Here is a 13,807-nt window from a genome sequence, read left to right as displayed (position 1 = left end):
CGTGCACCCGCACGCGTTCGTCGCCGATCCACACTCGCGTGTCGCGGAAGTCGATCTGCAACTGCTGCCCGGGAGCCGTCTCGAACCGCGTCGTCGCCTGCGTCCGCGCCTTCAGCTCGCGCCGCCAGCACCGCACCCGGAGCTCGACCAAGCGCAGACCGATGACGATGCCGTGCTCGCTTGCCAGCTCCTGCCGGATCACGTCTGCGTTCCCGGCGTGCCGGAAGAACCGCTCCTGGAGCCAGTCGTCCAGCCCGTCGAACACCGTACGCCGCTGCGGCTTGCGGAACGGCGCTGGACCACCCTCGCGCAGGTAGCGCCGCACCGTGTTGCGGGCGCACCCGAACTCTCGCGCCAGCCTTTTGGCGCCCCAGCCAAGGTCCCGCAGCCGCAACATCGCGGCCACCTCCTCATTCTGCAGCATCGCATCACCCTGCACCGCCAGCATCGGTGCAGCGTCCATCAAAACCTCGCCTGAAATCGCATCTTCCCTCCTCGGGAAGGGGTCAGTTCTCCATTTCGTCAGGGGGGCAGTTTCTCAGTTCGCCCGACATACGTGTCTGGGCATCCTGCGCCTCTACCGCGGGCTCGACCCTGGCCGGGCGGAGGCGGCCTCGGCCGGAGCCGTGGCGCTCGGCGCGCTCACCTACAAGAGCATCGCCTCGATCCTGGCCAACGGCCTCGACCGTGCGACCCCGCCGGCCGAGGCCGTCGCGGTGATGCTCCGCCCCAACCTGCGCGGCCCGCGCTACTTCCACTGAGGGAGACGCCGATGCTCACCCACCCCACGCTCGGTCTCCTCCACGAACTTGGACTGAGCGGCATGGCCTCGGGCTTCAAGGCGCTCGACGCCAACCCGGAGGCTCGCGCCCTCGGCCACGCCGAGTGGCTCGGATTGCTGCTCGACCACGAGGCCACGGCCCGGCGGCAGAAGCGCTTCGAGGCCCGCGCCCGCGCCGCACGGCTGCGCCATCCCGCCAGTATCGAGGACGTCGATTACCGCAGCCATCGCGGCCTGGACCGGGCCCTGTTCCTCAAGCTCGCCACCGGCGACTGGATCCGGACCCGGCGTAACCTCGTGATCACCGGCCCTTGCGGTGTAGGCAAGAGTTGGCTGGCCTGCGCGCTCGGGCACAAGGCCTGCCGGGACGACCTCTCGGTGCTGTACTACCGGGTCTCGCGCCTGTTTGCGGCGCTCAGCCTCGCGCGTGGCGACGGTCGCTATGGCCGGCTGCTACGCCAGATCGCCAGGGTGAACCTGCTGATCCTCGACGATTGGGGCCCCGAGCCGCTCCTGCCCGAACAGGCGTGCGATCTCCTGGAGATCGTCGAGGACCGCTATGACGCCGGTTCGACCCTGATCACAGCCAGGTGCCGGTGGATCACTGGTACGAGATCATCGGCATCCCCACGCTCGCCGATGCCGTCCTCGACCGGCTGCTGCACAATGCCCACCGCATTGAGCTCGCCGGCGAAAGCCTGCGCAAACGCAAGGCGGCCGAGCCGACTGCTTGACCTGCTGAACCGACCTCGTGATCTTCACCCCAGACCCGCGGGAGTGCCCCGTCGCTGGGCGGCTTCAGATCGGACCAGTGGCCGGCTTCGCCTCGGGATGACGGCCGGCCCCAAATCGGAATCCCCGGCCGGCTTCGTCGGAATACGCAGTCTGCCGCAAGCACGGCGACGTTTTACAAGGGAAGGTCAAGTTTGGCGGCCTCGACGTCTCGGACGCCCGGCGTCTCAAGGGGCTGGAGGACGAGAACGGCCGGTTGAAGCGGATGTTGGCCGACGCGATGCTCGACAACGCAGCGCTGAAGGATCTTCTGAGAAAGAAGTGGTGACGCCCGCAGCGCGACGGGAGGCCGTGGCGTATCTCGCCGCGACCTTTGGTATGAGCGAGCGGCGGGCGTGCCGAGTGGTTGGCATCGAGAGAAGCTGACGGTGCGCCGCCGCGGGGGGCGCAAACGGGCGATGGGAACGCGGCGGCCGATCGAGACGCCGGTCGCGGCGAACCAGAGGTGGAGCCTGGACTTCCTGTCCGACCAGCTCACCGATGGTTGGCGTTTCCGGATCTTCGCCGCGGTCGACGACTGCACGCGGGAATGCCTGGCGCTTGCCACCGACATGTCGTTGTCTGGCCTGAGGGTCGCGCGCGAGCTCGACGATATCGTGCGCCGGCCTGGTCGCCCGACGACCATCGTCAGCGACAACGGAACCGAGTTCACCTCAACGCCATCCTCGGCTGGGCGGACGAGACCGACGTCGGCTGGCATTACATCGCGCCCGGCAAGCCGCAGCAGAACGGCTTCATCGAGAGCTGCAACTTACGACTGCGCGACGAACTTCTGAACGAGACGCTGTTCCGCCCGCTTCCCCACGCCCGAGCCGTGCTCAAAAACTGGCGGCGCGACTACAATGAGGAGCGACCGCACTCAAAGCTCGCCTGGATGACGCCTTGGGCCTTTGCCAGCGCCATTGTCGAGACCGCCGGCCGAAACGCTGCGCATTCTGACGACTCCGCGCTCCGGCCTCTTGCACAAGCCATCAACGATCGCTCAGATCACGACAGGACTCTCGCTTCCGCTGGATGAGAAACGGGAGGCACGTCATGGCCCACTTGGCACTGATCGAGAGCGTGGAAGGGATCGGCCGGCGAACCGCGCTAACCCTTCTGATCGGCGTGCCAGAGTTGGGAGAGCTCTCACGTGGGCAAGCCGCCTGCCTGCTCCGCCTCGCACCATTCGATCACGACTCGGGCACTCGCAAAGGGCATCCGCCCCATCGGGGGCAGGCGCGCCAGCGTGCAACGCGCGCTCTACGCAGGAGCTCTGCCAGCCAGCTTCCGCTGGAACGCCGCACCGCGGCAGCTCTATCGTAGCCTGATCGACGCCGGAAAGCCGCACAAAATGACTCTGACCACCCGCGCCAGAAAGTTCCTTACCTACGCCAACGCCGTCCTTCAGCGCAGAACACCGTGGACCAAGACCGAACCACTTTCTCTTGGTTGATGAGCCTGTCGAAGGACACGAGGTGGCTATGGTACCAAGGCCCGCGTGATCGCCGACGCAGCCGGGCATGCTGCCCCTTCCGGATCGCCCCTGAGCAGGCGCAAGAGTTGCCTCACACTGCGCTGTTGCTCCAACGCCACCCTTCTGTTCATGGCAACGCCCCACGCCTTTACACATTCGCATTGAGTCAAAGGGGAACCTCGACCCTAGGCACCCCCGAAGGCGGCTCAAGATCGACAACAACGAGCGTTGCTTCGGCATCTTCTACAGGGATGCCAAGCGCCATAAAAGCCTCAGGATTCTTGACCACCTGCCTATCCTGTGGGACAGCCCTGCTCGAGACACGAACACTCTAAACCGAGCTGCAGTGACCGGCAGTACGCAGAGCACACCCACGAACCCGCCACAGAAACCACACTAATTAGGCCATCGCATTAGCCCTAAGCCAAGCCAGCAACCAGCTAGCGATAAACGGGCACCGCCAAGGGCCGTTGACGAGAAACGTTACTAGCCAGCATTCGAATAAGCAGCCACGTCGATGTACAATTCCAGCTGGCAATGACCCATTGATACAACTCAGAGCAGTAACAACTCAAACTGAAGACTGTCCCACGACAAACTGTAGCCCTGCATATCCGAGCGGACTCAAACATGCCCAATCTTCTAAAAAAACTCAAACTTGAAAGAAAGCGAGCCCCGGTAAAGGCGGACGAAGTCGCCATCATAGAACGCAGCGATCTGTTCGACAAAGATTGGTATATAACCACGTATAACGATGTCAAGCAATCAAACGTACCACCCGCTGTTCATTACATTGAACACGGAGCACGAGAGGGCCGCGATCCAAGTCCACATTTTTCCAGCAGAGGCTATCTAGCCCGGTATCGCGACGTAAAGATCGAAGCCATCAATCCACTGATCCATTACATTCGACATGGGCAACGAGAAGGACGCATCACGTCAGCATTTCCTGATCACTCTCTAGGCGAAGACGAGCATGGTCGAGAAGCGCTGGTAGCACCTCAGAGAGACCGCAATCGAAATGCGGCGAACGCGGCGAACAATACCGAGCTCGTGTCCAAAGCTGCACAAGCGCTGGACGGCTTCATCAACAGGCTCCGAAGCGCGACGGACGCGTCAACCCACGAAATACCGCGCATATTTCACTTCGTCTACGGATTCAAAAATTCAGGTGAAGACCTTCCATACTACGGATATATGGCAATCAAATCAGCTCTATATTTTAATCCAGGTTGGCGAGCATTTTTTCACTGTCTCCATGAGCCCGTCGGTCCCCGGTGGACGGCTATCCAGCCATCTCTTGAGGTAATTCGCTTAGAAGATTTTGATTATTTCGGGCAATCGCAAATCTATCATTACGCGCATAAGGCAGATATTGTGCGCCTGCTCGCACTCAAGCACGCAGGGGGCGCATACCTCGATATAGATACAATAACGCAACGCTCCTATGAAGATCTCCTTTCATCGCATTTCTGCATGGGCGTCCAAGCAGCAGGCCCCGACTCTGCATCCGGGCTTTGCAATGCAGTAATGCTTTCGCGCCCAAACGCGCCATTTCTTGAGCATTGGATCAGCCATTACGACTATTTTCGATCTACTGGGCGCGACGATCTCTGGGATTACCACTCCGTCAAATTGCCGGGTATTTTGATGACAAAATATCCTGAAGACATAAAGGTTCTGGACTACCGGTCATTTTTCTTCCCACTCTGGAACACAATCGAGACCGTCCTTTTTTCAGACGAAGGGCTGGAATTTCTTAGCGATCTAGAACCCGCCTACTGCTTTCATCTTTGGAACGGCGCCTCCGGCCCCTTTCTCGAAAAAATAGACGAGATGTTTGTCTCGAAATCCAAATCTATATACGCCCGTATAGCAGGCCAAGTCGAGGGTATAACAAAGTGAAGAAGCCTCTTGTGTCGGTCGTCATTCCGACCATGAACTCAGGCCCTTGGATCCGACAAATGATCCACAGCTTAATAGACCAAGTTTACGCAAATATCGAAGTTATCATCGTCGATGGCGGCTCAAGCGACAATACAGTTGCGATTGCCAATTCCTATCTCGGCGATGGTGACCTGAAGATATTAGAGTTAGCGCCAAACCTCGGCATCTCCAAAGCTCTTAATGCCGGTCTCCGCGAAGCCGCCGGGACGTTTATAGCCCGCATGGATGCAGACGACATCGCGTATCGGTGGCGGATCCACGATCAAGTAGAATATTTAGTAGCGAATCCAAAGGTCGCATTAGTTGGAACCGGGGTGGATGCCTTCGGCCGTCATGAAGGGCCATACCGTAGTCCGCTATCTAACAAGAAAATCCTAGACGAGTACCTCGTAAACAATCCATTCTACCATCCGACAATAATGTTCCGCCGGGAGATATACGATTCCGGATTATATTATTATGATGAAAGCCTTCGATGTGAAGAGGACTACGAGCTGTGGGGAAGGCTGATAACGGAAGTCGAAGTCGCAAATATGGACCAAAGCTCAATCCGATATAGAGTTCTGGGTGGCAGCGCTCAGTGGAACCCCAAAAAATATCAGTCTAAAATGAAAGGCGTCTCCGCTTTCTGCAAAGCAAACGCAATCTTCTCGAACGAGCTCGTCATTGCCTTGGTAGAGTTCCAAAACAGCGCCTTCATCCGACCAAATTGCTACGAAACGCTTCGGCGATATGCGGCTGCAGCCGACAAAAATGACCTGCCCCGCCTCGGTTGGATTCATGATGCCATTCTCAGAGAGCCCTCTTACGAGCGCTTCCAGAAGTGGTTCCGCCGCACGAAAGGCTGGTTATTATAATAAATAAATAGGTTGTAGCGAGGCGATTGTTTCTCGCGTTAGTAGCTCGATCATCTTAGGACGTTCATGCCGAAGGTGCAGCCCGGATGCTAGTAAAACGACAATGCTCAGAATTGAAACACAACGCCCGGCCGTTGAATGAGTCGCCCAACCGCGGGCGTAGTTACTGCGCGACCGTGTCGATGCGTTGCACATCGGTCGGTAGGGCTGGAGTGCCACCAAACGCCTACGAACATGACCGGTACAAAAATTGAAACCGGCGAAGGTGTGATGACCGCCAGTCCTCGACCCCGCTGCTCATTTAATATCGCGTTGTCTGTCGGCAGTGACAAATACAACCCTTACCGTCGTTCAGTTAGTGAAGCACGAACAAAAAAGGAATCGCAATGGTTCATCTGGTTACAGGCGGTGCAGGGTTCGTGGCCGCGAATCTTATTCCAGCACTTCTCAGGCTGGGGCACGAGGTTGTTGCTGTAGATAATCTCATCCGTGGGAGGAGGGAATTCTTGTCGCCATTAGTTGCAACCGGAGGCGTAACGTTTGTCGAAGCTGACTGTTCGAACCCTCATGAACTCGAGGCCGCCATCTCGTCGTCGCGAGTCAGCGAAATCACCGATGTGTGGCATTTAGCGGCAAACTCCGATATCCCGGCCGGCATTTCAGATCCTTATGTCGACCTTCAACACACATTCATGACAACGTTCGCTACTCTCTCGGTCATGCGCAACCGCCGCATTGGCAAGATCCACTTCGCGTCTAGCTCGGCCATATATGGAGACTTCGCTGACCTGCGGATTTCAGAGGACATGGCGCCTTACAAACCAATCTCCAATTATGGAGCTATGAAGCTAGCATCCGAAGGCCAAATCTCCGCTGCGTGCGAGAGCTTTTTGGAACGAGCAAATATCTTTCGGTTCCCAAATGTCGTCGGCACACCAGCCACACACGGAGTCATTCTAGACTTCATTGGCAAGCTGGCTATCACGCCGCAAACGCTGAATGTTCTCGGCAACGGTACTCAGCAGAAAGTTTATTTACATGTAGACGACCTCGTATCCGCGATGTTATTTATATCTGAAAACAGCCGTGACAAGTACAACGTTTTCAATATTGGTCCATCGGACGACGGTGTTACGGTAAAATTTATAGCGGAAACGGTTCGAGACATAGTCAGCCCGCGAGCGACGATCTTATTTGGAGAAGGACAGAAAGGATGGGTAGGTGACGTACCAAGATTTCGCTATAACGTCGAGTTGCTCGCTCGGCTCGGATGGAGAACTTCAATGGACTCGTCGAACGCCGTGAAAACGGCAGTTCGTCAGATAGCGATGCAGGAAGGTTCTGCGTGAAACGACAAGCTGTAATCTTAGCCGGGGGCAAAGGAACGCGGTTGCAAGAGCGACTTGCTGGACGTCCTAAACCGCTGATCGACGTCGGCGGCGTCCCTTTACTAGAGCGTCAACTTACATTATTAGCCAGTAATGGATTCACAGAAGCACTACTTCTTGTAAACCACGCAGCGGATCAAATTGAAGCCTTCTGCGCATCAGCCAGACTGGAAATTTCGGTAACTACTATCAACGATGGCGATGCGAAAGGCACTGCCGGAGCTGTTTTATCTGCATACAGCCAGCTGGACGAACGTTTCTTAGTCGTTTATGGCGATACCCTTTTCGACGTTGATTTAGAAAGATTTTGGCGCGTCCACGTAGAAGCCGCAGCCGAAGCTACATTGTTCCTACATCCCAACGACCATCCCAACGATTCAGATCTAGTTGCCCTTGGTCATTCCGGAAACATAACCGGCTTCTACGGGTACCCCCATCCGGCCGGTTCATTGCTACCTAATCTTGTCAACGCTGCACTGTATATTGTCGAACGGCAAGCTCTCAGCCGCTGGCTACAGCAATCCTTCCCGCTTGACTTCGCCAAAGATCTATTCCCGGCCATGGTCGCGGCTGGACAGAGACTTCGAGGCTACACATCTTTCGAATACATCAAAGATATAGGAACCCCCGACCGCCTCGATAAAGCAAGTCACCACCTCGAAACAGGCCTTGTTGAACGAGCTCGGCGAAAGCATTTGCAGAAAGCGGTCTTTTTCGATCGCGATGGTACCTTAAATGATCTCGCCGGCTACGTACGCCACCACTCAGAATTTTCCCTTCTTCCAGGAACCGCAGAAGCAATCCGTCGTCTTAATGAAGCAGAATACCGGGTCGCAGTCATCACAAACCAGCCTGTCATTGCGCGAGGGGAGGCGAGCGTTGAGGATTTAACGCTCATTCATAATAAAATGGAAACTGAACTCGGCCGGAAAGGAGCATGGCTAGATCTAATCAAGTATTGCCCCCATCACCCCGACTCCGGGTTCCCGGACGAAGTCAAATCCCTGAAGATCACGTGCGACTGTCGAAAACCCGGCATTGCTATGATTGAAGAAGCTTCGACACAACTTAACATAGACAAGAAGATTTCGTGGATGGTCGGTGATTCTACAACTGACGTTCTGGCCGCTAACCGCGCTGGGCTGAGATCGGTCCTAGTCCGGACGGGCGAAGGCGGCCTAGACCATCGCGCCAACGCTCGTCCAGACGTTATAGTAGACGATGTAGCCGCAGCAACGCGGTTCATCTTAGACGTATACCCCTCGCTCTGCATTGTATTGGAGCCCCTAGTCCGGAAGATCCGACCAGGTGACCTTGTTATGATCGGCGGATGTGCAAAACTAGGAAAAACTACAATTGCAACAGTTCTTTCCTGGTTTCTTAACGAAAAGCAATATTCAAATCGTGTTCTTGAACTCGATTGCTTTATTAGATCTGCGACCAGTCGTGACGGCGGTTCTGTTTTCTCGAGATACGAACTAGAATTAGCCATCGAATTGATCAGCCCTTGGCTGTCAAATGGAGAGTCAATCGCGATTGATCTACCTCGGTATGATCGCGAAACGCAGGTTAGAACACTTGCTGTCGACCATCTACAGCTAGAATCAACTGATGTCTTAATCGTGGAAGGCGTGCCAGCCCTATCGATGATGTTACCTCCGAGCCGGCCACAAAGCCGCTCCATTCACCGTGTTTGGGTGACGGGCGATGAGAGACGGCGGCGGCATCGTGTAATTCAGACGCTAAGGGACAGAGGGGAGGGCCAAGCAGAGGCGTTGGCGATATACGAGAGCAGGCGTCTAGACGAAGACGCTTATATCGCAGCAGATGCGGTCAAAGCAGATTTTCGGTTTTGTGTTGATGACCTTCTATAGAGCGTCGCTTCAATCCCTTCACGCGCAACAACGGTGAGTAATGATGATTTCAATGCACGCAGATAGATATCTCAATAGATTGTCAGAGCTACTTGCTCAAGTTGATCGTTCAGCTTTTGATAGAGGAATTCAGCTTGTTCGCGATGCGTGGGCTGAGAACCGACAGATCATAACTCTCGGTAACGGTGGCAGCGCAATGACGGCGCTTCACTTTATGACTGACTGGACCAAAATGGTCTTTCTTGCACATGGGAAACCATTTCGGGGAAGAAGTCTCGTCGATAACGTTGGTCTCATTACTGCCTACTCGAATGATATCTCTTATGATGAGGTGTTCTCACAGCAGTTGATGGGTGTGGCAGCTAAAGACGATCTTGTCATCGCTATATCAGGCAGCGGGAACTCAGAAAATGTTGTTCGTGCGATTGAGACTGCAAAAAATTTAGGCTGTCAAACGCTAGGGTTGTGCGGATTTGAGGGCGGGCGCTTAAAAGAAAAAGCAGATAACATTATATGGGTAAGGTCTAATGATATGCAGTTAGTTGAGGATGTTCATTCGATATTTGGCCACATAGTCATGCAGGCATTGTGTAGAACTGAGACCGGGGATCAATAGATAGCCATTTCAACGTCCGATCCAGCTTTTGTTAAGGCGGCACGCGGAAGGTATAATTTTGCGTGTAACGCAGCCCTCGATAGAAGATGTGTGAGAGTCTATGATCATTAGCCGTACTCCGCTTAGAATGAGCTTTGTAGGTGGAGGAAGTGACATGCCTGATTTCTACAGGCGGTATGGGGGCGCTGTAGTCAGCACATCTATCGACAAGTATGTTTACGTCAATATCAACCGGAAGTTCGACGGGGGTATCCGGCTGGCATACTCCAAAACTGAGGAAGTAGAGACAGTAGAGCAGATTGAGCATCGTCTCGTACGGGCCGCGTTTGATATGCTCGGGATCACTGGTGGAGTTGAGATTACAACGATTGCGGACATACCCTCTAGGGGTACGGGTCTTGGATCCTCGAGTTCGTTCACAGTTGGCCTCCTGAACGCCCTTTCTGCCTATCTGGGCCGTCATATATCCGCCGACAGTCTGGGGTATTGTAGCAGCGACATCGAGATTAACCGATGCGGCGAGCCAATTGGAAAGCAGGATCAGTATGCCGCGGCATACGGTGGCCTTAACCTCATTGAGTTCAAGGCTGATGATAGTGTTCTTGTATCACCGGTAATAATGCCGCTGGAAGTACGAAGCGCACTCGAAAGGCGCATAATCGTTTTTTACACCGGTGTTACGCGCAGCGCCTCGGATATATTGAAGCAGCAAACAATTGCAATTTCGAGTGATGGTGCCAAGCGTGCGGCGCTGATACGAATGGTAGAGTTGGCTTACGCGCTTAGAGAGGAACTTCAAAATGGAAATTTGGATTCATTCGGTGAAATATTAAACGATAACTGGAATCTGAAGAAGAGCTTGACAAAGGGCATCAGCACTAGCGCTATTGACGATTGGTATGATGCCGCTCGAAAGGCTGGAGCGCTTGGAGGGAAACTTCTAGGTGCTGGAGCGGGCGGCTTTCTGATGTTCTATGCGCCGGAGGACCGACATGCTGCTATTGCAGAGGCGCTCGGTGCTCTACGTCCTATTGACTTGCGGTTTGATACGTTAGGAAGCCGCATAATATTTTATAATCCTACCACCGCGCATTCAAATAGTTAATACATAATTTCTATACGATCATTTGCGGGAGCAGCGATTTCTAGGAGAGCTATAGGGGTAAACACTTTCGATGGCAGGCTGAATCTGGCTCGACCAGGTTCTATGTCTGCTGCGAACATGAACGGCGAGCCGGCAAAAGAAATTGCAACTAGTTCGGGTTTAGGTGCTTCGATTATGAGTTGAATCGAACTCCGTTCGTCACCTGCTAGTTCGACGGGAACGATCCGGCACCAAGTTGCAAAATCGATATGCCCCGTGACACGCGTGCCAGACTTGCGCTCGACCTCGAGTTTTCCTTCTGAAATACCGCTAGATATAGTTATACCCTTCCAGCGGGCGACCATTCTCCGAACCGAAAGCCGAGGCTTTGTTGATTTTCGAAACAACGCGACTACGCCTGAGTTAGATGAATGAGGTATTTGTCTGGACAAATCGACGTCGGGTCTCGGGTATCGGCGCTCTGCCACGCATTCGAATTCATCTTTGTTCAGTTTGGCTGTGGCGATTGAAGTAGCGGTGTTACGTTGGTCGAGAAGCCATCCTTTTATTAATAGTGCGGTCCGATCGTGGGCTAGAGGTACTTCGATATAATTTCGGAAGGCTCCGATGCCAAGCACGCCGTAACGTTCCCGGTCTAGGGCAAGCAGTCTGTGACGTGAGGAGGGAGTTTGAAGCGCTAGATCAATAGCATCGTCGGTGCGTCCAAGGCTGAATGCTAACTCTGTAAGTTTTATCCTCGCTGCGCTTGACTGAGGGTCGCAATCAATGAGTTCGCGGTGCAAGTCGCCCCCCGGCAGCGGAGAGACAATACGTAGAGCTCTTGCTCTCTGTTCGGCCCGTATGTCATTTGATCTTATATAACGCAGCATATCTGCGGACAGAAGCCCGTTTGAAGCCTCAACGGCGGCAAATAACCGGTCATAGTTGTCAACTGGATTGCCCTGTTGGAGCATGCCCTCACTGCTTATGCGATAAGTAAACAGTGGCTCCGGCACCACCCCGATTTTGAGGCCCTTATAATAGGCGCGAAGAAATAACTCCCAATCTTCTAGTCCGACTCCGCGTAATTCGGTAAATCCGCCAATCGCCTCGAAGGCCGACTTCCGGAACAGAGCGTTGGCATCGCCGAACTTGTTATGGAATATTGAGTACAAACCTCCAATCCCTATAGGAAACCACCTTATATTTCTGTCAGCTAGTGGGTCCCGTTGCTTGTTATCATCATAAACGTAGTACTGTGACGTAAGGATGTCGTAGCCCGAATTAAGCGCCGCTGTCACAAAAGTTGAAATTTCGTCAGGTTCGCTGATGTTGTCGTCGTCATGAAACAGAACGTATTCGCCGGTAGCGTGCTTGACGCCAAGGTTTCTTGCTGCGCCTAGGTATCTGTTTTCTGATTTAATAACTTTGAGCGGAAAACGAGATGAACCTACACTAAGATCGTCGATGTACCGGATAGCTTCCGGAAAATTGCTGCCGTCGTCTATTATAATAAGCTCAATATCCTCATAATCTTGCCTATATATTGCTTTAAGAGCTCTGTCGAGCATCTTAGGTCGGTTATAGTGGGTGAGGCAAACGCTTACCGTTGGCCCGCGTTTGAAACGGGCGTAGCAGGTATTTTCGCGGGAATTAGAGAATATAGTGATACTGTCTTTCCACGCGCGGATGATATGTCTGGGATTCAGGCTCGATTGTAGTGAAGGCAGTCCTTTCGCCTGTACTCTCTGCAAAGCGTCCGCTATCGAAGATGCGGTAGGCTGCACAAGACAAAGATTGCGCGAGTCAGGATCTATAAGTTCCGCAGTCCCACCAACGTCTGTCGACAGAAAGGGGACTCCGATCGTAAAGCATTCTCCCACGACACAGGGGCTGTTCTCTATCAGGGACGGCATTACGCAGATCGCCCCCTGCGCGCGCAGGATGTACTGCAACGCAGATTCTTGGTCTAGATCAGGCAGAAATCTTATGCGACCAGGATAATGTATTAGTTTTCGGAGTATATAGGCGCCTGTAAATTCATGATCAATTTGACTGAAAGCCCCAAGGAAGGTGATCGTGGGCTTAAACGTTTTGGGCAATCTGCTTATCGCCTCAACGAATATGTCGATCCCCTTACGACGCTCCTGCCGCCCGAAGAATACTACTTCGCGGAGTGTTTCAGGCGCTAGCGAATCTGTAGTCAAGTTGCCCGGATGCAGGTTATTGTACTCGAGCCATTGCGGCAATATCCACTGGCGACGTTCGCCTTTTGGCAAAACTACGCCTTCCTTTTCATACCATTGAAGCATATACGAACTTGGAGCTATTACGTAGTCAGAATTCTCGATTTGAAATCGCTCCATATCTTCCCTCTCGAAGTCTTCTAGCTTCGGGGAATTCTGGTTGTAGCGGCGGACCCACGCTGAGCTTCCGTGCAGATGGGTGATAATTCGCCCTTTGATCAATCCCTGAATCTTTGCCATTGCGACATAGAAGCCGCTTCCCTGCCAGTCGTTGAAATGTATCGTGTCGAAGGAACGGTTTCGAATATAAAGATAGGTTTTATAAGCTTTTGCGGCGTCGTCAGACGCCTCCACAATAGACATCGTGTCAAATATTTGATCGGAGAGAAACTGTACATTGAATCTCTGTGACAGGATAGCAATGTCTATAGGGGTTTTCGGTGAGGTAATTAAAACATCGACTTGCTCTCCTGCAGCTTGGCAGATCTCGGCTAATGCCCGCGCGCATGTGCCTATGCCGCCTTTTTTATTGATGCCGACAAACTCGTCAGTGACGATGCACGTCCGGGGCTGACTCGACATGGTTGGGTCCTGAAAGGATGGGCACGCTCGGAGGGTGGCGGTTTCCATATCAGGGAATTTGGCTGATTGCTAAGGTTTGGCGGGCAGGTTCGTTTGGGATCTCGTCTTCTGGCAGCTGGCGGGAGCTTGGATGGATCCGGCTTGACATCTCTGTCACCTCCCGCGCCTTCGGGTTGCAGCCAGC

Annotated in this window: 10 protein-coding genes and 2 pseudogenes; 10 read left to right on the top strand and 2 right to left on the bottom strand. The window is 54.0% G+C overall.

Going from position 1 to position 13,807, the window contains the following annotated elements; genetic code table 11:
* A partial coding sequence (locus tag MGN01_RS21930; RefSeq protein WP_174804622.1) for a helix-turn-helix domain-containing protein occupies positions 1–463 on the bottom strand: 463 nt, incomplete at its 3' end.
* 163 nt (positions 464–626) lie between these two features.
* Between MGN01_RS21930 and MGN01_RS24465 the strand changes: the two genes are divergently transcribed.
* From MGN01_RS24465 to MGN01_RS21880, 10 genes and pseudogenes are all read left to right on the top strand, one after another.
* Entirely contained in the window at positions 627–761 is a 135-nt protein-coding gene (locus MGN01_RS24465) for a hypothetical protein (RefSeq protein ID WP_280178564.1), read from the top strand.
* 11 nt (positions 762–772) lie between these two features.
* A pseudogene (gene istB, locus MGN01_RS21920) lies at positions 773–1,515 on the top strand (IS21-like element helper ATPase IstB).
* 149 nt (positions 1,516–1,664) lie between these two features.
* Positions 1,665–2,591: pseudogene (locus MGN01_RS21915) on the top strand (integrase core domain-containing protein); the annotation flags it as partial.
* A complete protein-coding gene (locus tag MGN01_RS24635) occupies positions 2,588–2,878 on the top strand; it encodes a transposase (RefSeq protein WP_147048938.1) in 291 nt (96 codons plus the stop codon). The pseudogene MGN01_RS21915 and the gene MGN01_RS24635, both read left to right, overlap by 4 nt.
* A 781-nt stretch (positions 2,879–3,659) precedes the next feature.
* Entirely contained in the window at positions 3,660–4,934 is a 1,275-nt protein-coding gene (locus MGN01_RS21905) for a glycosyltransferase (RefSeq protein WP_147048937.1), read from the top strand.
* On the top strand, positions 4,931–5,833 hold the full coding sequence (locus tag MGN01_RS21900; protein WP_147048936.1) for a glycosyltransferase family 2 protein: 903 nt from the start codon (positions 4,931–4,933) through the stop codon (positions 5,831–5,833). The genes MGN01_RS21905 and MGN01_RS21900 overlap by 4 nt, the downstream gene beginning before the upstream one ends.
* Positions 5,834–6,219: 386 nt before the next feature.
* Positions 6,220–7,182, top strand: coding sequence for an NAD-dependent epimerase/dehydratase family protein (locus MGN01_RS21895; RefSeq protein ID WP_147048935.1), 963 nt, complete (start codon positions 6,220–6,222; stop codon positions 7,180–7,182).
* Positions 7,179–9,095, top strand: coding sequence for an HAD-IIIA family hydrolase (locus MGN01_RS21890; protein WP_170246110.1), 1,917 nt, complete (start codon positions 7,179–7,181; stop codon positions 9,093–9,095). Before MGN01_RS21895 ends, MGN01_RS21890 begins: the two co-directional genes overlap by 4 nt.
* Before the next feature lie 52 nt (positions 9,096–9,147).
* Positions 9,148–9,711, top strand: a complete 564-nt coding sequence (locus MGN01_RS21885; protein ID WP_147048933.1) for an SIS domain-containing protein — start codon at positions 9,148–9,150, stop codon at positions 9,709–9,711.
* Between the two features lie 154 nt (positions 9,712–9,865).
* On the top strand, positions 9,866–10,816 hold the full coding sequence (locus MGN01_RS21880) for a GHMP family kinase ATP-binding protein (RefSeq protein ID WP_210246094.1): 951 nt from the start codon (positions 9,866–9,868) through the stop codon (positions 10,814–10,816).
* Here the strand turns inward: MGN01_RS21880 and MGN01_RS21875 are convergent.
* Positions 10,813–13,623, bottom strand: coding sequence for a glycosyltransferase (locus MGN01_RS21875; RefSeq protein WP_170246109.1), 2,811 nt, complete (start codon positions 13,621–13,623; stop codon positions 10,813–10,815). The two genes, MGN01_RS21880 and MGN01_RS21875, sit on opposite strands and share 4 nt — an antisense overlap.
* Positions 13,624–13,807 lie beyond the last annotated feature (184 nt).

The sequence above is a fragment of the Methylobacterium gnaphalii genome, assembly GCF_007992215.1.
GTDB lineage: Bacteria > Pseudomonadota > Alphaproteobacteria > Rhizobiales > Beijerinckiaceae > Methylobacterium > Methylobacterium gnaphalii.
This window is presented reverse-complemented; position numbering and strand designations above follow the sequence as displayed.

Excerpts from the sequence above, each read along its gene's own strand:
- MGN01_RS21880 (WP_210246094.1), top strand. The coding sequence starts at position 9,866 with ATGCCTGATTTCTACAGGCGGTATGGGGGCGCTGTAGTCAGCACATCT.
- MGN01_RS21875 (WP_170246109.1), bottom strand. The coding sequence starts at position 13,623 with ATGTCGAGTCAGCCCCGGACGTGCATCGTCACTGACGAGTTTGTCGGC.
- MGN01_RS21885 (WP_147048933.1), top strand. The coding sequence starts at position 9,148 with ATGCACGCAGATAGATATCTCAATAGATTGTCAGAGCTACTTGCTCAA.
- MGN01_RS24635 (WP_147048938.1), top strand. The coding sequence starts at position 2,588 with ATGAGAAACGGGAGGCACGTCATGGCCCACTTGGCACTGATCGAGAGC.
- MGN01_RS21905 (WP_147048937.1), top strand. The coding sequence starts at position 3,660 with ATGCCCAATCTTCTAAAAAAACTCAAACTTGAAAGAAAGCGAGCCCCG.
- MGN01_RS21895 (WP_147048935.1), top strand. The coding sequence starts at position 6,220 with ATGGTTCATCTGGTTACAGGCGGTGCAGGGTTCGTGGCCGCGAATCTT.